19 protein-coding genes and 1 pseudogene are annotated in these 20,325 nt (G+C 32.8%); 11 read left to right on the top strand and 9 right to left on the bottom strand.

From position 1 onward, the window contains the following. Nucleotides 1–318 precede the first annotated feature (318 nt). The 5 genes from ACNQGO_RS03810 to ACNQGO_RS03790 all read left to right on the top strand — a co-directional run bounded on the left by ACNQGO_RS03810 (nucleotide 319) and on the right by ACNQGO_RS03790 (nucleotide 4,134). Nucleotides 319–717, top strand: coding sequence for a hypothetical protein (locus tag ACNQGO_RS03810; protein ID WP_417947110.1), 399 nt, complete (start codon nucleotides 319–321; stop codon nucleotides 715–717). A gap of 371 nt (nucleotides 718–1,088) precedes the next feature. Then, entirely contained in the window at nucleotides 1,089–1,583 is a 495-nt protein-coding gene (locus ACNQGO_RS03805) for a hypothetical protein (protein ID WP_417947109.1), read from the top strand. Between the two features lie 150 nt (nucleotides 1,584–1,733). Continuing rightward, nucleotides 1,734–2,393, top strand: coding sequence for a hypothetical protein (locus tag ACNQGO_RS03800; RefSeq protein WP_417947107.1), 660 nt, complete (start codon nucleotides 1,734–1,736; stop codon nucleotides 2,391–2,393). Between the two features lie 200 nt (nucleotides 2,394–2,593). Further along, complete coding sequence (locus ACNQGO_RS03795; protein ID WP_417947105.1) at nucleotides 2,594–3,133, top strand: helix-turn-helix domain-containing protein; 540 nt, start codon at nucleotides 2,594–2,596, stop codon at nucleotides 3,131–3,133. An 89-nt stretch (nucleotides 3,134–3,222) separates the two neighbouring features. Further along, the gene (locus ACNQGO_RS03790; RefSeq protein ID WP_417947103.1) at nucleotides 3,223–4,134 is read left to right on the top strand and encodes a hypothetical protein; all 912 of its coding nucleotides are present in this window, start codon (nucleotides 3,223–3,225) and stop codon (nucleotides 4,132–4,134) included. Between the two features lie 228 nt (nucleotides 4,135–4,362). Here ACNQGO_RS03790 and ACNQGO_RS15400 read toward each other — a convergent pair. Next, nucleotides 4,363–4,740 (bottom strand): annotated as a pseudogene (locus tag ACNQGO_RS15400) (hypothetical protein); the annotation flags it as partial. A 248-nt stretch (nucleotides 4,741–4,988) separates the two neighbouring features. Between ACNQGO_RS15400 and ACNQGO_RS03780 the strand changes: the two are divergent. The 4 genes from ACNQGO_RS03780 to ACNQGO_RS03765 all read left to right on the top strand — a co-directional run bounded on the left by ACNQGO_RS03780 (nucleotide 4,989) and on the right by ACNQGO_RS03765 (nucleotide 8,868). Next, nucleotides 4,989–6,560, top strand: a complete 1,572-nt coding sequence (locus tag ACNQGO_RS03780; RefSeq protein WP_417947099.1) for a sensor histidine kinase — start codon at nucleotides 4,989–4,991, stop codon at nucleotides 6,558–6,560. Nucleotides 6,561–6,624: 64 nt separating this feature from the next. Further along, a complete protein-coding gene (locus ACNQGO_RS03775; RefSeq protein ID WP_417947097.1) occupies nucleotides 6,625–7,029 on the top strand; it encodes a response regulator in 405 nt (134 codons plus the stop codon). 322 nt (nucleotides 7,030–7,351) lie between these two features. Then, the gene (locus ACNQGO_RS03770; protein ID WP_417947095.1) at nucleotides 7,352–8,284 is read left to right on the top strand and encodes an alpha/beta hydrolase family protein; all 933 of its coding nucleotides are present in this window, start codon (nucleotides 7,352–7,354) and stop codon (nucleotides 8,282–8,284) included. 167 nt (nucleotides 8,285–8,451) lie between these two features. Next, nucleotides 8,452–8,868, top strand: a complete 417-nt coding sequence (locus tag ACNQGO_RS03765) for a hypothetical protein (RefSeq protein ID WP_417984252.1) — start codon at nucleotides 8,452–8,454, stop codon at nucleotides 8,866–8,868. Nucleotides 8,869–9,263: 395 nt separating this feature from the next. Here ACNQGO_RS03765 and ACNQGO_RS03760 read toward each other — a convergent pair whose 3' ends face one another. From ACNQGO_RS03760 to ACNQGO_RS03730, 7 genes are all read right to left on the bottom strand, one after another. Continuing rightward, nucleotides 9,264–10,112 carry a DUF3078 domain-containing protein gene (locus ACNQGO_RS03760; RefSeq protein WP_417984250.1) on the bottom strand — a complete coding sequence of 283 codons (849 nt, stop codon included), beginning with the start codon at nucleotides 10,110–10,112 and terminating at the stop codon, nucleotides 9,264–9,266. A 49-nt stretch (nucleotides 10,113–10,161) separates the two neighbouring features. Beyond that, the gene (locus ACNQGO_RS03755) at nucleotides 10,162–10,674 is read right to left on the bottom strand and encodes a DUF2480 family protein (protein WP_417984248.1); all 513 of its coding nucleotides are present in this window, start codon (nucleotides 10,672–10,674) and stop codon (nucleotides 10,162–10,164) included. 67 nt (nucleotides 10,675–10,741) lie between these two features. Continuing rightward, nucleotides 10,742–11,065, bottom strand: coding sequence for an SUF system Fe-S cluster assembly protein (locus ACNQGO_RS03750; protein ID WP_417967642.1), 324 nt, complete (start codon nucleotides 11,063–11,065; stop codon nucleotides 10,742–10,744). A gap of 72 nt (nucleotides 11,066–11,137) precedes the next feature. Next, nucleotides 11,138–11,545 carry a GxxExxY protein gene (locus ACNQGO_RS03745; protein WP_417984246.1) on the bottom strand — a complete coding sequence of 136 codons (408 nt, stop codon included), beginning with the start codon at nucleotides 11,543–11,545 and terminating at the stop codon, nucleotides 11,138–11,140. Nucleotides 11,546–11,617: 72 nt separating this feature from the next. Beyond that, entirely contained in the window at nucleotides 11,618–12,037 is a 420-nt protein-coding gene (locus tag ACNQGO_RS03740; RefSeq protein WP_417967638.1) for a SufE family protein, read from the bottom strand. Between the two features lie 23 nt (nucleotides 12,038–12,060). After that, entirely contained in the window at nucleotides 12,061–12,495 is a 435-nt protein-coding gene (locus ACNQGO_RS03735) for a hypothetical protein (RefSeq protein WP_417967636.1), read from the bottom strand. 12 nt (nucleotides 12,496–12,507) lie between these two features. Then, nucleotides 12,508–13,722, bottom strand: coding sequence for an aminotransferase class V-fold PLP-dependent enzyme (locus tag ACNQGO_RS03730; protein WP_417984245.1), 1,215 nt, complete (start codon nucleotides 13,720–13,722; stop codon nucleotides 12,508–12,510). Nucleotides 13,723–13,916: 194 nt separating this feature from the next. Here ACNQGO_RS03730 and ACNQGO_RS03725 point away from each other — a divergent pair, with 194 nt between their 5' ends. Both ACNQGO_RS03725 and ACNQGO_RS03720 read left to right on the top strand, forming a co-directional pair. Then, nucleotides 13,917–15,269, top strand: a complete 1,353-nt coding sequence (locus tag ACNQGO_RS03725; RefSeq protein ID WP_417984243.1) for a serine hydrolase domain-containing protein — start codon at nucleotides 13,917–13,919, stop codon at nucleotides 15,267–15,269. 184 nt (nucleotides 15,270–15,453) lie between these two features. Further along, nucleotides 15,454–15,639 carry a hypothetical protein gene (locus tag ACNQGO_RS03720; RefSeq protein WP_417967631.1) on the top strand — a complete coding sequence of 62 codons (186 nt, stop codon included), beginning with the start codon at nucleotides 15,454–15,456 and terminating at the stop codon, nucleotides 15,637–15,639. Here the strand turns inward: ACNQGO_RS03720 and ACNQGO_RS03715 are convergent. Beyond that, a complete protein-coding gene (locus ACNQGO_RS03715; protein ID WP_417984241.1) occupies nucleotides 15,617–19,936 on the bottom strand; it encodes a CheR family methyltransferase in 4,320 nt (1,439 codons plus the stop codon). The two genes, ACNQGO_RS03720 and ACNQGO_RS03715, sit on opposite strands and share 23 nt — an antisense overlap. Between the last annotated feature and the right edge of the window lie 389 nt (nucleotides 19,937–20,325).

The following is a 20,325-nucleotide window of genomic DNA, read 5'->3' as shown; positions in this document are numbered from 1 at the left end:
AAGCAATTTGGGTATTAGGCTTAATTTGAAATTGGTTTTGTATTTTGAAGATTAGTCATTAACCGAAAGATTAGGATTTCATAGTCAGCCACATCGCCAAGCGACCAAACATTGTACATCATTTAAATCAACAATAATTTAAAAACGAAATGAAAAAAAAAAATTTTCTTATTATTTTCCTTAATTGCTCTACCTCTCTATTCTCAAAAAATCACATCTGAAAATTATTATGATTCTTTCGTTAAATATATACCGAATCATAAATTAACGACCGCTTGGGTTAATAAATATGAAGTTGCAGAAGTCTTAGAAGAAGAAATGAAAAATGCAGGATTTGAGTGGTTATCAACATTCATAATAGTTAGGATTAGTAATAAAGAATATGTAACTGCAATTTGCTTTTCTGAAAAATCAAAAGTTGGTTTTTTATATGAGGAAATCCATAGTTTACCAAATCCCAACAGAAAAGCTTTAAAAAGTATTTTTAAGGCGAATACAGGGAATGATTATGCAGAGAAAATTGTAACATTAGATGGAGATTCTGAATTTATTAAAATCAAAGAGTTGCCAACTAATTTTTATCTTTTGAAAGAAGATCCATATTGGTATCAATTTACAGATAAACCACAAAAAGAAAAAATTTTAGTTGATAAACAAACAACATTAGAAATTTTGCGAAGCGATGTAAAAAAGATAATCGAAACATTCAAAAAATAAAAGTTGCCTAACAGATAAGGTTTTCGTTGCGTACGCATCACGAACAATGAAACTCCGGATAAACAGCCCGTTCCGTTTTTACGGGAGAACTGGTCACTGGCAGGAACTATGGAGTTTTCGTATAGTTTTGAGAGAGAATGTCAAGAGGGCTTTCAGTCTTGAGCGTTTTGCAGCAAAATCAAGTTTAGAGAGAGCAATATACTCAACAAAGGCATCTTAAATCATACCTAGTTATCGGGACTTATTGATATATTTGAGGATAATAATACGGAAGTTTGTTCACAGACTGACATTAGCGGACAGTAAAGCTCAAAATCGTCAAAAAATATGAAACAAATAAAAGACACAAAAAATAGAAACACCAAAAAATCATGAAATTACTATTCTCTACTATATTCTTTTTACAATTTTCTTTATGCTTTTCTCAAACTTATTATGGACAAATAACCACTAATCAAAATGACAGTTTAAGTGTGCAAATTTTAATCAAAGGAAATATGATTTTCAAAGGCAATAAAATATTATCAATTCAAGAAAAAATAACAGTTTTAAATAATGGTATATCAAAAGATTATTATCCAAAGGATTTAAAATCTTTCAAAATTAAAATGGAGAATAATAAAATCATAACATATGACAATGTTAATAATAACTTTTTTGCAGAAAGATATTATTCAAACAAAGTCAAATTGTATCGAAGATTAATAAAAGTAGAAACTAGACAAAGTCCCTATTTTCAAATTTTTAGCGTACTATTAGTGAAAAATCCAAATCAAGAAAAATTGATTGAATTAAACGCAAATGGATTTAGTAGACTAATAACCCAAAAAGAAATGTTGGCAAAATTTACTGACTGTAAAATTTAATTCGATAAACTCACTAAAGATGAAATCAAAATTAAAAATATAGAAAAATTAGTTGAATTTATTATTGACTACGAAAAGAATTGTTTCAATAATTAAATAAAAATATACTAATAAAGATTTATAAATATTTAAAAAATAAAAAGATTAGAAATGAAAATAAAATTAATACCAATTTGTTTAATAATTACTCAAATTGGATTTTCTCAACAAATAGAATTTGGGGCGAATGTTGGTTATGGATTTACTAACATGGTAAATTCTAGAATTACCGAAGGAAGGGCTGTTATTGGAAATGCATTATGGAATATTAATGAAGGGATTTCAATTATTTATTATTTTAATAACCCTCATACAAACACAACAAATGGTATTCATTTTGAATTTTTAAATAGTCAAAGAGGTTCGAAAAGTGATAAATTTTCTGATGCTGAATATAATTTTAATTCAAAATCTTTTAATCTGAATTACAGAAGAGCTGGAAGTCTTGGTAATGATTTTGGGATTTATGCAGATTTAGGATTTGGTTACAACAAACTAGATAATGAGAATATTTATAAGGGAACTGTAAATGAATTAATTGCATTTGAAAAAATAAATGAACCTCTTATAATAAAAAATAATGAAGTAACTTTTTTATATGCGATTGGAATCGACAAACTTATCCTAAACGATAATTTTGTGATTTTTTTAGAATTTAATGGTGATGCTGGAATTTCAAAAATTAATCAAAATTCTGGGTCATATAGGACTCAATCTATGGGTTTTTCAACTGGATTTAGATATTTAGTGAAATTGAAAAAAATAAAGTAACCGATCCGCCAACACCAGCAACAAGCAATTTGGGTATTAGGCTTAATTTGAAATTGGTTTTGTATTTGAAATGATTTACTTCGCCTGTTCGTTATCGCTCGATTGGCAAATCCGAAAAACTGGGATTAATTTATTCCCAAACCCGCTGTAGTAGCGGGAACGCTAGCAGAAAGTTTAACAGAAACCCCAAATAAAATTTAGTGAAATCTAAAATTCAACAATTACGAGAACAAAACAACTTAACACAAAGTGAACTTGCAGAACAAACCGGTCTGTCCTTAAGAACCATTCAACGTATTGAAGCTGGAAATATACCAAAAGGTTGTACGCTGCTAGCCCTTGCCAATATATTTGAAATTGCCCCAGATAAACTACAGCCGACCGACGAAAGCACCAATGTTGATAGAGTAAAACTGATTAATTTTAGCAGTTTGTGTGGGATTCTAATTCCATATGGTGGAGTTTTAGTGCCTTTATTTTTGACCTTCAAAACAAAGGACAGTATAAATAAAGAATTAGGAAAGAGTATTGTGAGTGTTCAAATACTAATTGCGGTAGCTTTAAGTGTAGCTTTAATAGCAAGTCCGTTTATACAAAAAGGTTTAAGTCTTAGCTTTCCAATTTTTTTACTCCCATTATTGGTAACTATTGGCCTTCAATTAGCACTCGTAATTGCAAACGGCGTAAGTTTAAACCAAAAGCAAGATTTACCTAAAAAACTAAAAATTAATTTTTTATAATAGCCGTCAGTGGATTGACGTATAATTGTCATATTGTTTTCGACAGGAAATCGGTTTCATAAGTAGACATTTGCCAAAAAAAATAACTTATGAAAATTGCAAAGAAAATTGTTTTGGCTTTTTTAGTACTATTTGTTTTATCTTCAATAGGTGGATACATTTATTTTGATCAAAAATTCACTCCGGAAGAAAATTATTTAACCATCGAAAACGAAAGCGGTGTTGTTCCATTGAAGTGGTATGGGAGCGAAAAAAATGTAGTGTTGCTTCCAATACATTTTGAGGGTAATGACATAACATACTATTTGCAGTTTGACACTGGTTCTCCTTACACCGTTTTTTATTCTAAAGCAATCAAGAATATTTCTTCTATCGCAACAAATTCGAATGTTGCAAAAACCGCTTTTACACTTGGAAATACAAAAATAGGTTCGGATCATTTCAAAATTTTTGAAATGGGAAATGACGTAACAAATGATTCGATTAAAATAGTTGGAACCATCGGCGCAGATGTATTGGAAAATAGAAAAACACTTATTAATTTCAAAGAAAGTTTTATTTCATTAAACCTTTCGAAAGCGCCAGCTGAATTTCAAGACAATTTGATCGATTTTGAATTCAAAAAAAGAAAAATTATAGTTAGTGGAATTTTAAAAGACAAGCATGAAGATTTTCTATTGGACTCTGGTACAAGCGCTTTTGAACTATTAACCAATAAAGAAGTTTGGCAAGATTTGAAATTAGTAAATGGTAAAACGACAATTGAAAAGTCGCAATCCTGGGAAAGGGTCTTAACTACTTACACTGCAAATTGTAAACAAACTATAAAATTCAGTTCTGCAGTAATTCCCTTAAAAAATGTTACCTATGTAGAAGGATATTCGCAAGCACAATATGCAATGATGAAATTTTCTGGAATGACAGGAATGTTAGGAAACAAAATATTTTTAAAAAACAGTCTGTACTTTGATTGCACACAAGGTAAAATGGGTATTCAATAAAACCTTCTCCCAAATCTAGGCTTTGTTGCATGCGCAGCACGAACAATAAAGCCCGTGTTGAACTGAACCGTTCACTGGCAGGAACTATGGAGTTATCGTAAAGTTTAGAGAGAGAATATTAAGAGGATTTAGTGTCCTCTTTTTTTGTGCGGTAAAATCAAGATGGCTTTTACGTGTTTTCCTTTGCCGAAGTTTCGGGATTAGGCACACGTGACTTTATCCATAAAATTAAATTTCACAGTAGATTATACTTTGGCTACCGCCAAAATACCATTCCGAGGCTTCGGGAGGTAGACCACGCCGATCAATAACCGCTATTCGATGTAAATTACCCGGCTTTCCGCCGCGGAGGATATAACACGGACATTTAGGTAGAAAGGTGTTCTTCTCTACTTTTTCTATCACTTTTACATTGAGTTTCTTCTGCAAAAGGGTAAGGTTTTTTTCGGGTTTCCATAGCCCATCTCGATTTTACGTAATGCTGCTCGAAAAACCATATTGAAGGATTTTAACACACGAGCCCAATGGGCAAACTGACGAAGTAAAATTCTTGGGCAAAATATGCAGCGCAAAACGCCTGATGAATTCCTGATGCGTCAATGTCATTTATTTATAACGTTTTTACGCTCTGCTTTTTTTAATTTCATAAAGTGACTTTCCCAAAAAAGAATTTTTATTGTAGTTTAAATCATATATATTTACTTTCTATAGTAACCCAATAGTGTTTGTTTAGAGGTTTTTAGAAAAACTAACGGTATTGGCAAGCCACAAAACTATTATTTAGGAAATGGTAAGTTATGCAATAAATGCGTCGAGAATAGAGTGCTGATAGCACAAAAAAATATATAAGTAATATGGATGAAATTTTTGAAATCGTAGAAAATATTTTCAGTTCTGATGGCTTTATGCCTCGATGGATATGCGGGCAATGGTCAGAGACGCTTGGTTGGCTTTACATTATGGCAAATATCGCCACTGGATTAGCCTACCTTTCTATCCCGATACTCTTGTATAAATTTGTTAAAAATAGGAAAGAAAGAATATTTAATAGGGTGTTCATATGCTTTATGCTCTTTATCTTTTTTTGCGGCACTACGCATTTTGTAGACGCTATTATATTTTGGTTTCCGGTATACCGGCTAAATGCAGTAGTCTTAAGCATGACCGCATTGATATCTTGGATTACTGTTTTTGTGCTTTACCGTTTTCTTCCAAAAGCATTGCAATATCGATCGCCCGCAGATTTGCAGCTAATCATCGAAGAACAAACGAAAGACTTAGCCATTGCCTACCAAAAGTTATCGATTAGTGAGAACCAATTTAAGACGCTGGTAAATAGTAATCCGGATATCATTACACGTATTGATAAAAATTTAACCTATCAATTTATCAATGAATCGATTAGTAAAGTTCGGGATTTGGGATCTGAAAATATTATTGGTAAGAATATGCGGGACGTTCAAGGGGAAGGTGATAACCAGATAAATGAATCATTCATTCGCCACGTAGAATCTGTTTTCAAAACAAATAAAACCGAAACGTTTGAATTTGAAACGCATACTAATAGCAATCAAAATAACTATTTTCAACTGTCAATAATACCACTTGATAATCTAGCGGGTGAAATGCCTGAGGATGTCTTAACAATAACCAGAAACATTACGCAACAGAAACTGTATGAGTTGGAACTTAAAAGTAATATTGATAATCTTGAGCTTTTGGCAGATCGGATAGAGAAAAAGAGGAAGATATTAGAAGATTTTACGTATATCGTCTCACATAATTTAAGATCACCAGTTGCTAATTTAGCCGCTTTGTTAAATCTGCTAAAAGACGAGACCGATGATGCTACGCGAAACATGTTTATTGAAAAAATCGATATCGCTTTCGAAAATCTTTCTAGTACAGTAACGGATTTGACGAATGTTGTGCGAATACGCCAAAACACTGAAATACCGAAAGAAGAACTTTTCTTTCAAGATATTGTATCAAAGCATATCATCAATCTGGAAATGCAGATTAAGGAAACGGATTCCACTATTGCTTACGATTTCGATGCTTGTGAGAAAATTAATTATCCAAAAGTTTACCTTGAAAGCATTTTTTTAAACTTATTGACTAATGCGATTAATTATAGATCGCCTAAAAGAGCACCGCAAATTATATTTAAATCGTACATCGATGAAGATGGAATGATTACATTGACATGCCAAGACAACGGAATAGGCATTAATCTAGAGAAGCACGGAGCAAAACTTTTTGGGCTAAATAAAACATTCCATGACCATCCTGATGCGAAAGGTACAGGCTTGTTCATCACTAAAAATCAAGTCGAAACAATGGGAGGTATTATTTATGCTGAAAGTAAAGTAGATCAAGGAACAAAATTTATTATCTACTTCAATGTCAATAATTCTTTAATTTAAAAAAATGTGTTAATTTTGTAAAATAAATTGAATCAGACTTGTGAATATTTCTTAAAAAACATTTATGAAAAAGATTGAAACTTTTTGCATCGTAGATGATGATGATATCTATCAGTTTACTACATCACTTTTGCTGAAAAAGACTGACCTAGTGAATAAGATTATCGTGTTTTCAAATGGGTTGAAAGCAATTAATTTTCTAAAGGATGAGATGGGAAACAAGGAAAACATTCCTGACGTTCTATTTTTAGATATAAACATGCCAGTTATGGATGGGTGGGAGTTTTTGGAGGAATACCTGCTTATCAAGCCCATGATGCCTAAAAAAGTAGTAATTTATATGGTGAGTTCATCTGTGGATGAAAAAGATGTTTTAAAAGCTAAAAGCATTAGCGCATTGTCAGGTTATATGGTAAAGCCGATTTCAAGCCAAAACATAATGGAAGTTATTTTAGAAATCCTTAATTGAGTTTTGTTTTCACATCATTTTTAAATCAATTGCAACACGGATTCCATTTCTAGATTTCAACCGCTTCTAACTCCGTTGAGATACCCGTATACATAAAGCTTTAGAAACACCTTCTATTAAAACTCGAACTACCTGGAATCTTGAGCGTTTTTATGTAAAATCGAGCTTAGTGTGATCAATATATTCAACAAAGGCCACTATATATCGTAGCTGGTTATCGGGACTTATTTGCTATATTTGAGCATAATAAAACGGAAGTTTTTTCATAGACTAACGTTAGCAGCAAACCCAAAACTTGCGTAAACAAAGAACTGACACGATTATGAAATTTACACTAATAGTAATGACTTTTTCTCTACTTTCATTTGGTTGTATTGGACAGAAATTAAATAATCTAAAAGTTGAAAAGGTTTACCTTGAGAAAGCTGACACAACAAAAAACCATTATACTATAATTTATCCACCCAATTTACCGTGGAAGGGATACATGTTTTTAATACCAGGACTTGGACAAACAGCCGAAAATGTTTTACGGCAAACTGAACTGCCGAAAAAATTAGCTTTGAATGGAATTTTGACGATTATACCAACTTTTCAAGATGGAGTATTCTCTTTTGGCGTGGATAGTTTAAGCCAACAATCATTTAATAGAATTTTAATAGACGTGACTTCAAAACATAAACTTGTTGACCAAAAATTTTATGTTGGTGGATTTTCAATTGGCGGAAGTTGTGCAGTTAAATATGCAGAAAATCCGACGATAAAACCAACCGCAATTTTTGCGATTGACCCACCGCTTGACTTTGAACGCCTTTATAATTCAAGTAAAAGAGAGATAAGATTATCCGTAAACAAAAGCCCAGATGAGGAAAGAGTTTATACGATTGAGAAATTGGAAAAAGAAATGGGAGGTTCGCCAAAAACCGCATTAAAAAATTATCATAGAATATCACCTTATTCATTTAATGACACAACTCAAACTAATATTAAAAATCTAATAGAACTTCCTTTGAGAATTTATGCTGAACCTGATATTAATTGGTGGTTGAAAGAAAATGCAGAGGATTTTACTGGGATGAATGTTACTGAATGTTCGGCAATGATAAATGAGTTGAACAGATTAGGAAATACTAAAGCAGAACTGATAATTACACAAAATAAAGGATATAGAAAACCAGACAATAGTAAGCATCCGCATTCTTGGAGCATTGTGGACAATAATGAATTAATCGAATGGTTGTTTAAACAGAAATAAAGCCAGCTATTAATACCAGCTACAAGCAATTTCAGCATTAGGCTAAACTTAAAATTGGTTTTATATTTGGGATGATTTGGCAAATACGAAAATAGGGCATAATTTAAACCCAAACCCGCTTTAGTGCCAGAACATTATGTCCTAGAGCAAAAAAAAATCACGATGAAATGAAATTTATAGATTTATTTGAAATCGCAGTTAAACTCGGTTTTAAAGCAATTCCTGTAAAAGACGAATATTATAAAATAGCTTTTAAGAGTAGTAATTCATTAAATATAGAAATCTCTTTCCCGAATGATACGATTAATGAAGAATCAGAAGATTCTATAAATATTGACTGGGGTTATAGCATCAGAAATGATCATAATATAGAAATCCATAATGAATGGTTTGATTATTATAAAGGAAATTCAAAAACAAAAATTGAAGATATGCAAAATGATATTTCAGAATACTTAAACAATTTTGCTAATTCTAAATTCAGTATAATCGAGAAGTCTGTCTTTTCTATTTTTGGAATACGTTTTCTAAAATATAAAAAGTTAGTATTTGAAAAAAATCACAATGAAAGCTACACCACATAACAGATAAAGTTTCGTTGCGTGCGCAGCACGAACAATAAAACTCATGCTGAACAGCTTGTCCCGTTTTTACGGGAGAACCGATTAAAAGTAAATGATCACTGTGCAGTTATCGTAAATTTTTGATAGAGAATGTCAAGAGGATTTTGTACCCAACCGCGCTGATTTGAGGTAATCGTTAGTGAATTTTGCAAACTGTAACCAAAACAATAAACAAATAATTAAATATTATGCAAGTCGTGTTGTAGTTATTTGCCATTCGTCTTCTTAATTTAAAAAACAATTTGTAATGTTTGTTACGCTGAGGGCCAAAATGGGTCAATTTAAAGATGCTACATCACACGAAATCCCTTTTGAAAACTATTGCAAAAGGGATTTCTTGTACAATAGAACTATTATTAAAATCCGTAGTTAACTCCTAATCCAAAAACTTCTCGAACTTGAACGGCTTGTATTGAATTGTCATCATAAATGGCTTGCACCGCTACATTAGCTGACATGTATTTATTGATTTTCATAATAATATTCATCTGGTAATCGATATCAACATTTTGTGGTTTGTCTAAATAATTAGAATATAAATTTAACCGATTTTCTATAGATACGTTGGTCATGATATTAAATTTATAGTATGCCGAAATACTAGCTCCAAACTCAAATCGTGTTGCATCGCCTTGCTTTACGCCAAAAGAGGGACTTAATTCTGTAAAATGAGGATGAACAACGATCAGTTTTGCTGTTGCTGGTGAAAAATTCACACTTAGGTTATCATTTTTTTTCCAAAGCATTCCGGGTCCTAATTGAAAATAAGCGGGTGAGAAAAAATGGGATATTTTGGTCATATTTTTATCTAAACCGGTATCCATTTGTGTTTTGAAATTAAAAAACATAGAATAATACCATTGTCCGTTGGCTTTCTTTCCGTAAAGCGAATTCAGCTCGAGCCGGTCATCAGTTTTAGCTATTTTTTCATCTCCTTTTATTTTGGTTAAACCGTAGGCTAGAATCAGTTTATTATCCCAAACAACGTCATCTTTTTTATAATTGAAGTCGTAATTTAGTCCAAAATTCCCTGCAACATTTGATGTTCCACCACCCAACCATTGTTTGTTGTAAGCTGATTGATTGAAAAGTAACGAAATGTTACCTTTTTTGGTCCAATATTTTACGGTGTCTGTTGCTGTTTCTTGTGCAGCAGCAGAAAGTATGGTAAAAAGCAATACGAAAGAAAAGGCTATTTTATTCATGATTTTCATTTTAAAATCCACAACTAAAGTATAAAATAATTACAATAAATTAGTCTTTCTTAGTCGATTTGTACAATGGCACTGCAGAGCACGCTTCGCCATACATAATACTTTTGGCAAATGGGTGTAAGTACTGTGCAGCCAAAACATAAGCTCTCATAGGAACAGCTTTCCTAGAGCAGCCTTTTATAATTACCGGTTTGTTTTGGTACATGGAGAAGTCTATTTTGGGCAAAAGTTCTTGGTATAAAGACGCTTCAAGATCTTCTAATGTTCCATTGATGATTTTCTTTACAAATGGCGCTAATTGTATCGCAACTAGAATAGATGCCCAGGTTGGAACAATCGCATCGGTACTGCAATGAATCGCTACATATTGATCTTGGTATTGCGACCAATCGTGATTTTTAAGCGCCTCTCGAAAGTCTTTCTCGCGTAATAAAAAACCCTCTAAAAGCCACTGCGAAATATCTATTTGTGCTCGTAGTCCTGAGGGATAATAATCCTCGAGATCGAAAACTTCCAAAACACTATTCGCAACTTTATTTATGATTTCTTCCATTTGAATACGTTTAAAAGGTTTAAAGTTTAAAGTTGCTCAACCTTAAACTTTAAACCTGAAACAAATTTTACAACATTCCCAATTCTAATTTTGCTTCTTCGCTCATCAAATCTTTACTCCAAGGCGGATCAAAAGTGATTTCTACTTCAGCATCTTTTACACTCGCAATCGATTTTACTTTGTCTTCGACTTCTCGTGGTAAACTTTCAGCTACCGGGCAGTTGGGTGAAGTTAAGGTCATCAGGATTTTTACTTCATAATCGGTATTAACCATTACATCGTAAATCAATCCTAATTCGTAAATATCTACAGGAATTTCTGGATCGTAAATGGTTTTTAATATTTTTACAATTGATTCTCCTAGTTCATTGGTGTCTATTTCTTGTGTCATTTTATTAACAATTTATTTTTTATTAATTTTTTTGAACCATATAAGGAATATAAGGTCATTTAAGTTATTCGTTTAATCTTCTAGATATCTATATCTTTCATTGACATAGGTTTTTTGTCCTTCTTTAAAAATATGTATTACATTGAAATTTAGTATTAAGCCAATAGGAATTTCCAATAGCTTCATATAGGTTAAAACTTGAGCTTCATGTATGGGTAAAATTTTTTCAAGCGCTTTCAGTTCAACAACTAAGCAATTTTCGATTAACAAATCACATCGTAATCCTGTTTCAACTTCCAAGCCTTTATAATGAACTGGTATTATTAGTTCAGTTTTAAAATCAATATGCCAAATTGACAATTCTTTTTTTAAACAACTATGATAAACACTTTCTAGGAGTCCTGGTCCAAGATGCTTGTGTACTTCAATCGCACAACCATTAACTTGATACACTAAATCTTTAAGATATGTTTTAGTCATAATTTATTTGGTTATATTACATTAACTTATATGACCTTATATTCCTTATATGGTTCAAAACGATTTAAGAAATCAGTTCTTCGCGTCGAATGCCAAGGCGTACATTTTTATATTTTTGATCATCGAAACCAGTCCGTTGGCACGGGTAGGCGATAGATGTTCTTTTAATCCTATTTGGTCAATAAAATCCATTTCTGCTTCTAGTATGTCCGAAGCTTTTTGATTGGAGAAAGTCCGAATTAAAATCGCAATAATTCCTTTGGTTAAAATCGCATCGCTATCCGCTGTGAAAACAATTTTGTCATCTGTTTGTTCTCCTTGCAACCACACTTTCGATTGGCATCCTTTGATGATATTGTTTTCGGTTTTGAATTCGTCCTTTATAATTGGCAGTTTTTTACCTAATTCAATAATGTATTCGTATCGCTCCATCCAGTCGTCAAACATGGAAAATTCATCAACTATTTCGTCTTGTATTTCTTTAATTTTCATAGCAGGCTGCATTAATTTCGGTATTATTCTTCTGTAACAAATGAATTTATTTTAGCAACAAATTGCTGTATTTCCTTTGGCGGAAAGCCATGATCAAAATCTGTAGTTTCATAGGTTTTACCTTTGTATGTAACTTTCAAATTGGCAATTGCCGCGCCATCATGAAACCTTTTTTCACTTGGGGCTTTAAATTTTGACAATTGTTCTATTTCTACCTTATCAAAATAAGTTACTATTTCTTTCCAGTCAGCCTCATTGATTTTTATGGGCGTCGCTTGACCCTGTCCATCTCGATCTTTGGATATAGTGACGGTCTTGTTTTTTACTATTATTTTTTGATAAAATCCTCTGGTATTGGCTGTGTATTCAATAATAGCGTTTTCCATATCTTGCGCTTTGGCACTATCGCAGCCGTTGCCTAAAAAGATAGTAAGGAACAAAATAGATAGTATTTTCATAAGAATAAAATTTTAAGATAACATTATTTGTGCTTTTTTGACTGCGGCTACCATTAGATCGATTTCTTCCTTGGTGTTATAGAAAGCAAACGACGCCCTGATAGTCCCAGGAATATCAAAGAAAGTCATGATGGGTTGGGCACAATGATGACCCGTGCGCACCGCAATTCCAAGTTTATCAATGATGGTGCCAATATCATACGGATGAATTCCTTCAATATTAAACGAAATTACGGAAGTTTTTTCTGCGGCAGTGCCATAAATCTTTAAACCTTCAATTTCTAATAAACGTGCTGTTCCATAGGCAAGCAATTCGTTTTCTTGCTGCTGAATGTTGTCAAAACCCACTTCATTCATGTAATCAACGGCGGTTCCTAGTGCAATTCCGCCAGCAATATTGGGCGTTCCTGCTTCAAATTTATGCGGTAATTCTGCATAGGTTGTTTTCTCAAAACTAACGTCCTTGATCATTTCTCCTCCACCTTGATATGGAGGTAATTTGTTCAACCATTCTTCTTTCCCGTATAAAATTCCGGTACCCGTTGGCCCACATAATTTATGTCCTGAAAAAACGTAGAAATCACAATCTAAAGCCTGCATATCTGGTTTTAAATGCGGAACGGCTTGCGCACCATCTATCAAAACGGCCGCACCAAAGGCATGCGCTTTATCAATCATGTATTTTACGGGATTGATAGTTCCTAATGCGTTTGAAATATGATTGACCGTTACAATTTTAGTTTTATCAGAAAGTAATTTGTCATATTCGGACATGATCAACTCACCATCGTCATTCATTGGAATCACTCTTAGAACAGCGCCAGTTCTCTCGGCTAGCATTTGCCAAGGTACAATGTTGCTGTGGTGCTCTAATGCCGATACTAAAATTTCATCGCCAGGTTTCAAAATAGAGGCAAAACCATTGGTTATAGCATTTATTCCGTGTGTGGTGCCCGATGTAAATAATACTTCATGAGCAAATTTAGCATTGATGTGGTTTTGAATTTTCTTGCGAGATTCCTCATAGGCATCTGTTGCTAATTGGCTCAACGTATGCACGCCACGATGAATATTTGCATTGATTTCTTGATAGTATTTTGAAATGGCATCAATCACCACCTGTGGTTTTTGTGTGGTCGCTCCGTTGTCAAAATAAACTAGCGGTTTTCCATTTACTTTCTGGGAAAGAATAGGAAAGTCGTCTCTAATTTTATTAATGTCTAACATGTAGTTGTTTTTTTATTTTCTAGAAAACGAATATATGAGTTGGACTCTATTATTTAGAATTTTTCTAAATACAAAAGTAGTGAAAATCGAATTAATTTTCAGCAAACAGTTGTTAATTAAACCTCATTTTCTCATCCCATAATTAGTTTAAAAATGTGATTCCTTTTTATTAAATTGCTTCAAATTAAATCGCTATGAAAAAATTATTCAAGTTTGTTGCCCTCGTAATTTTGATTGGAATACTGTATGTTGGATTCACAACGTATCCAAAACTGGATTTAATTTCGGGCTTTTCAGCCAAAAGTATGGCGTCTGGTCATTTTTTAGACAATCGTTCACAGGAAATAATTGAAAAAGGGGACAATGACATCGATATGATTGATTTAGCCAAAAACACCATCAATGCTGCAGAAAAGTATGCATCGGCTTCGGTTTATGGTTTAAAAGAACGAAAAGCCATTTACCGCAAAGGGTTGGGCGCTACATTAATCAATGATGATTTTGATGTTTCAAAACCGTATTTGGTTCCCAAAAGAACAAAATTGAACAACAATTTACCTTTTCCGTACGGGAACAAAGAACCTAAAGATACCATTTTTGCTAACGTTGATTATACCAAATTGAATGCGGCTGTAGCCAATGCTTTTGATGTAAAAGGGCAAATCAAAAAAAGAACACGTTCGCTTTTAGTAATTTATAAAGACAAAATCATTGCAGAGAAATATGAAACGGGTTTTGATAAAAACAGTAGAATTTTAGGCTGGTCGATGACCAAAAGTATCACGAGTGCGGTATTTGGAGTTTTAGAAAAGCAAAGAAAATTTGATATTGATGCTCCAGCTCCTATTCCTGAATGGGCGAATGACAAGCGAAAATTGATAACCACAAGTGATTTGCTGCACATGAATTCTGGTTTACAATGGGTTGAAGATTACAACACTATTTGTGATGCTACCGAAATGCTTTTTCAAGCCGAAGATATGACCCGCGCGCAATTAGAAAAACCGGCAGAATATAAACCCAATATGCGGTGGAATTATTCTTCTGGAACAACAAATTTGCTTTCCGGTATTCTCCGCAAGCAGTTCAAAACACATCAGGAGTACTTAGATTTTTGGTACACGGATTTGATCGATAAAATAGGAATGAATTCTATGGTTATCGAAACCGATATGGCAGGTAATTATGTGGGCTCGTCCTACGGTTGGGCAACTACCAGGGATTGGGCTAAGTTTGGGTTACTGTATTTACATAAAGGAAACTGGAACGGAGAACAAATTTTCAACGAAAGTTGGGTAAAATACACCACAACTCCTACCAATAGATCTGAGGGAAGATATGGCGGTCATTTTTGGCTTAATGCCGGTGGACATTTCCCAGATGTACCAAGAGACATGTATCACTGTAGCGGTTTTCAAGGGCAAATGGTGGCGATTATTCCGTCACTTGATTTAGTTATTGTGCGAATGGGATTAAAAGAAGAACCTGAATTTGATTTCAATGGAATGTTGAAAGGGATTGTGGGGAGTTTGGGAAAAATCAAATAAAAAAACTTTTACCTAGAGTAATGTACTAATTATTTTTTTACTAACTGCAATGAATTACTTTTTGATCCTATTTTTAAGTTGCGTAAACCCCAATAAAATCAAGCGTTCAAAAATTGTTTCCCTCATAAGTAAGGGAAACAATACTAGTTAGTATTAATTTTTGTTCTTGAAAAAATATTTAACATTGTCGGCTATTAATCGGCAAAACATTCTAAATAATAAAGTCACTTTAGAAGGTATTCAAGAATACATTGGTGTAAGTGGTATGTTTTTCAAAGAAGAATACAGATTCACAAAGTCTCCAATTTCTGATTTTTATGGCATTGACATTTCAACTATTGAGCGACTTATCGCATCAATAATTCATTAATTTTATTGTATAATAATTTTTCGTCTATTGGTTTTGAGATGTAATCATTCATACCTATTTCCAATGACTTTTTGATGTCGATAGTAGTAACATCTGCCGTTAGAGCAATAATTGGAATTTTGGACTTCATTTTTTTTCTAATAAATTCGGTTGCTTCAAAGCCATTCATTTCTGGCATTTGAATGTCCATTAATACAATATCATACCTGTTATTCTGAAGTTTATCTATAGCAATTTTCCCGTTGTCTGCAATATCACATTCTAGTCCAAAATCTTCTAATATGATTTTTATTAAAAGTTGATTGAGTGGCATATCCTCTGCAACCAATACTTTTACATTGTTAAGGTTATTGTTTTTATTTAATCTAATTGCCGATTCAACTGGCATTTCGAGAGTGGTATTTTTAAAACTCATAGAAAATCCAAAAGTAGAGCCTTTTCCTAATTTACTTTTTACAAACAGTTTTCCGCCTTGAAGTTCTACTAGTTGTTTAACAATGGCAAGTCCTAATCCTGTTCCTCCATACAATCTTGATGTTGCATCAAATGCTTGCTCAAAATTATCAAAAATAGTGTCGAGTTTGTTTTCTGGAATACCAATCCCAGTATCGGTAAGCGCAAATTCTATAGTGGTTTTTTCAGCATTCTGGTCAAGAATTTTTATGTCTAAAGTGATTGTTCCTTTCTCTGTAAACTTAATGGCGTTGCTTATTAAATTCAAAAATATTTGTCGCAATCTAATGTCGTCACCCAAAACTATTTTTGGAATAGCGCTGTCAATATTTTTCACCAATTCTATATTTTTTTTCTCGCATTTCACTACAAATAAGTGAAAAATTTCGCAGATTGTTTGGTTTAAATTGAGTGGATTTTCTTCAAAATTCATTTTTCCCGCATTCACTTTGGCAAGATCAAGAATGTCGTTAATAATTACAATTAAAGAATTCCCAGAGGTTTTAACGGCGTTAACACATTCTTTTTGTTGGCTGTTTAATTCTGATTTTAGTAGCACATTTGTAAATCCAATAATAGCATTCATTGGTGTTCGAATCTCGTGACTCATGTTAGACAAAAATTGTTGTTTGGCTTTAAGTGCGTCCTCAGCAAGTTTTGTTTTATGCTCTGCATTGGCAATAGCTTCTATTAATTGGTCTTTCAAATGTACCTGCTTAGTAACTTCATTAGCAATTATTGTAACGCCCGAAATGGTTTTGTCAGCTTCTAAATAAGGCTGATATACAAAATTGAAATATCCATCTTCCATTTTTCCTTTTCGTAAAAGCGATACACGATGTTCATATCCATTAAATGGTTTTCCTGTGGTAAATACTTCATTTAATAAACTAGGAAATTCGGTAGATGCAATTTCTGGCAAAACATCAAAAAATGATTTTCCTTCTACGTCATTTCCTTTACCCCAAACTTTTTTTACACTATCGTTGGCAAGTATAATTTTCATATCTTTTCCTTTGAGAATCGCAAAGGCAAATGGCGATTGCATAAGCATCATATCATAGCGTTTATTGCTATCTTCCACAATTTTCATGGCTTTTTTTTCGGATTCAGCTTGAACTTCGAGAATTTTCATCTCTTTTTCTTGAACCTCTAAAGCTAGTTTTCTAACCGCTGTAATGTCAATAATAGTGAGTACAATCAATTCTTCATTTTGACTTGGTTGACTCACTCTATGTGCATTTAACAATAATATTTTATGTCCTATATTTGAAAAAATATGATCAATCTCAAAATCATGAAACCGAACATTATTGGGAACAATATCTTCAAGAAGTTTTCGTAATTCAGGAAAACTCCATTGATTATCATTTAATTTATAAAGTGATTTTCCAATACTTTCTTGCTCAGAAACACGAAAGGTTTTGCAAAAAGATTCATTAGCAGAACGAATCTTCATATCTTTATCAAGAATAAGCATGGGTTCGTGAATGGTTGATATAATCGCCTCAGAATAAGAATATAATTCTTCTATTTGTTGGTTACGAGCGTGCAATTCTTGATTACTTGTTGTAAGTTCTTCGTTTGTAGATTCTATCTCTTCTTTAGATGTTTCTAGTTCCTCATTTAAACTTTGTAGCTCTTCGTTGCTAGAAACAATTTCTTCATTTAAGCTTTGCAATTCTTCGTTACTAGATTCTTGGTCAAGAATTATGGATCCCATATCGGCTCTTGCGGCGACTAATTCTTCTTCTAGTTTTTTAATGCGTCGGTCTTTGGCAACAGAAATATTTTGGGAGGATTTTATGGGATCTTCTTCAACTTCTGAAACTTGTTGACCCGTAAACACCACAACCAATAAAGGTTCTTCGCCTTCAATGGTAATGGGTGTAACTTCTAAATTAACGATTCTATATGCATTTTCATTTTTATCACGATTCATTTCAATACCTATTTTTACAACCGTTTGTTCGGTTTTAATGGCATTATGAATGGCATTTCGCAACTCAAATGTTATTTCTGGATGTGCCATTTTCAAAATATTAAAACTGGCTTTGCCTGAAGAGTGTTGCAAATAAAGCGATGTACTTCCTCTAAATTGAAGGATGTCTAAGTCGTAATTAACTATTACACTTGCAGGAACATAATTTTCGAGCAATACAGTATCGAAAGCTAAACCAATAGTTCCATTTGCCGGGCTGTTCGTTTTTTTAAGGATTCGAGCCAGACTGCTATTTTTATTGGGCATAATACTGTTTGCTGTTCTTGAGTTTAAATTGGAAATGGTATTTAATCTTGAATAATTTTTTCGACAATAAAATTTATATTTTTTATTTGTAACTCCAAACAAATGTCCAGAAGACCCAATCGTTTCTGACTTTCCTAGCATTAGACAACCCCCATCATTTAGTGCATAATGAAAAGTGGAAATGGCTTTTTTCTGCGCAATTGTGTCTAAATAAATAAGCACATTGCGGCAACTAATTAAGTCCATTTTAGAAAATGGTGGATCAAGCAAAATATTGTGTTGTGCAAAAACACAAACATCACGCAAGGATTTACAAACGCGATATTTATCTTTAGTTTTAGTAAAAAATCGTTGCAATCTTTCTGGAGAAACATTTGCCAATTGATGGGCAGAATATTCACCAATACGCGCTAAATTAATGGCTTCTATACTTAAGTCTGATGCAAATATTTGAAGAGGAATGTTATTTTTTGTGTGGTCTTGAATTTCTAATAATAACATAGCTATAGAATATACTTCTTCGCCTGTTGCACAAGCTGCAATCCATATTCTTACACTATCACCAGCAGTTTTATTCTTTATTATTTTGGGTAAAATTGTATTTTTTAAAAGTAAAAAAGCATCGGCATCTCTAAAAAAAGCAGTTACATTTATAAGTAAATCGTGGTAAAGTAAATCAATTTCAGAAGTTTGATAGAGAAGCAATTCCGCATATTCTTTTAATGTTTTTATATTGTGAATCAGCATTCTGCGAGTTATCCTTCTCTTGATCGTATTCATCTTGTAATGACTAAAATCTACATTTTTGCTCTTGTGAAGTACTTGTAGTATATGTTGTAAAGCGGGATCATTATTTTCTATTTCTGATTCAGGTATATTTTTTATGGGTCTTAGAGTAGCCAAAGGATGTTTACTAATTCGGTTTATTTCCAAGCCAATTTCTTTTGGTGATAAAATAAAATCAACAACTCCAGAAGCAATAGCCGAGTGAGGCATACTAGCAAACTTAGCCGAATCATCTTGAGCAAAAGTTATGCCTCCAACTTGTTTTATTTCTTTTAAACCAGCGGTTCCATCATGAGCATTTCCTGATAGCACAACTCCAATAACATTTTCTTTATGCGTTTCTGCCAATGATGAAAAGAGTAAATCAATTGATAAATTTGATTTTCTTTTTTCGGGTCTTGGAATTAATTTGATATGCCCATCTACTACTTTAATCTCTTTATTGTATGGAATTACATAAACATTATTAGGAATCATTTTTTCCATATCATCAATATCTTGTACCACCATTTGGGTTACTTTAGATAGTAAAGAAGGTAAAATACTTTTGTGATCTGGACTTAAGTGCTGCACATATATAAAAGCCATGCCTGTAGTAGGCGAAAGATTCTGCAGCAATTCTGTAACCGCCTCAAGACCGCCTGCTGATGCACCAATTGCAACTATAGGAAATTCATGAGATTCATTGCCTAGTTCTTGCTTAGAGTTTAATTCAGATTGTGAATCATCTTTGTCAGAATTTTGATTTGGCGCTACCTTTTGCTTTTTTGAAAGTATTAAAGGAGTATTTTTTGGAAGTGCTGATTTCATTTTCGCCATAATTTATTTTAGGGAAATAGTAAATCAATCTAAACTTGTCTAAATAAACAAATGTTAATTGTACTCAAATGTAGTCTAATTTGAGTTCATAGACTATAAAACAGTGACAATTGAAAATTATATGTTTTTTGGATTTTTATTATTTCGGGCAAATGAATTTTTTTTGGAAAAATTTGAATCATTAAAAGTCTATAAATATATATAACAAGGCTTTACGACAATTTTTTGCTGATTGGATTTCAAAAGAATATATGTTTAACCCCGATAGAAATGAAAATCCTTTTTGAGGTTTTTACCGAAAAAAGATTACTTCACCAACTTGCTATTTTATTTTGGTGATCATTGCATTTCATTTGCAATGTATAGTAGGATTAGTTCCT

This window comes from Flavobacterium frigidum, assembly GCF_048286735.1.
Lineage (GTDB): Bacteria > Bacteroidota > Bacteroidia > Flavobacteriales > Flavobacteriaceae > Flavobacterium.
The sequence above is the reverse complement of the archived record's forward strand: the minus strand, read 5'-3'. Positions and strand labels throughout refer to the sequence as shown.

Bases quoted from the DNA above. Each gene is read 5' to 3' on its own strand.
- ACNQGO_RS03715 (WP_417984241.1), bottom strand. From the start codon at position 19,936: ATGAAATCAGCACTTCCAAAAAATACTCCTTTAATACTTTCAAAAAAG.
- ACNQGO_RS03770 (WP_417947095.1), top strand. From the start codon at position 7,352: ATGAAATTTACACTAATAGTAATGACTTTTTCTCTACTTTCATTTGGT.
- ACNQGO_RS03775 (WP_417947097.1), top strand. From the start codon at position 6,625: ATGAAAAAGATTGAAACTTTTTGCATCGTAGATGATGATGATATCTAT.
- ACNQGO_RS03755 (WP_417984248.1), bottom strand. From the start codon at position 10,674: ATGGAAGAAATCATAAATAAAGTTGCGAATAGTGTTTTGGAAGTTTTC.
- ACNQGO_RS03740 (WP_417967638.1), bottom strand. From the start codon at position 12,037: ATGAAAATTAAAGAAATACAAGACGAAATAGTTGATGAATTTTCCATG.
- ACNQGO_RS03750 (WP_417967642.1), bottom strand. From the start codon at position 11,065: ATGACACAAGAAATAGACACCAATGAACTAGGAGAATCAATTGTAAAA.
- ACNQGO_RS03745 (WP_417984246.1), bottom strand. From the start codon at position 11,545: ATGACTAAAACATATCTTAAAGATTTAGTGTATCAAGTTAATGGTTGT.
- ACNQGO_RS03790 (WP_417947103.1), top strand. From the start codon at position 3,223: ATGAAAATTGCAAAGAAAATTGTTTTGGCTTTTTTAGTACTATTTGTT.
- ACNQGO_RS03805 (WP_417947109.1), top strand. From the start codon at position 1,089: ATGAAATTACTATTCTCTACTATATTCTTTTTACAATTTTCTTTATGC.
- ACNQGO_RS03760 (WP_417984250.1), bottom strand. From the start codon at position 10,112: ATGAATAAAATAGCCTTTTCTTTCGTATTGCTTTTTACCATACTTTCT.
- ACNQGO_RS03800 (WP_417947107.1), top strand. From the start codon at position 1,734: ATGAAAATAAAATTAATACCAATTTGTTTAATAATTACTCAAATTGGA.
- ACNQGO_RS03810 (WP_417947110.1), top strand. From the start codon at position 319: ATGAAAAATGCAGGATTTGAGTGGTTATCAACATTCATAATAGTTAGG.
- ACNQGO_RS03780 (WP_417947099.1), top strand. From the start codon at position 4,989: ATGGATGAAATTTTTGAAATCGTAGAAAATATTTTCAGTTCTGATGGC.
- ACNQGO_RS03730 (WP_417984245.1), bottom strand. From the start codon at position 13,722: ATGTTAGACATTAATAAAATTAGAGACGACTTTCCTATTCTTTCCCAG.
- ACNQGO_RS03735 (WP_417967636.1), bottom strand. From the start codon at position 12,495: ATGAAAATACTATCTATTTTGTTCCTTACTATCTTTTTAGGCAACGGC.
- ACNQGO_RS03765 (WP_417984252.1), top strand. From the start codon at position 8,452: ATGAAATTTATAGATTTATTTGAAATCGCAGTTAAACTCGGTTTTAAA.
- ACNQGO_RS03725 (WP_417984243.1), top strand. From the start codon at position 13,917: ATGAAAAAATTATTCAAGTTTGTTGCCCTCGTAATTTTGATTGGAATA.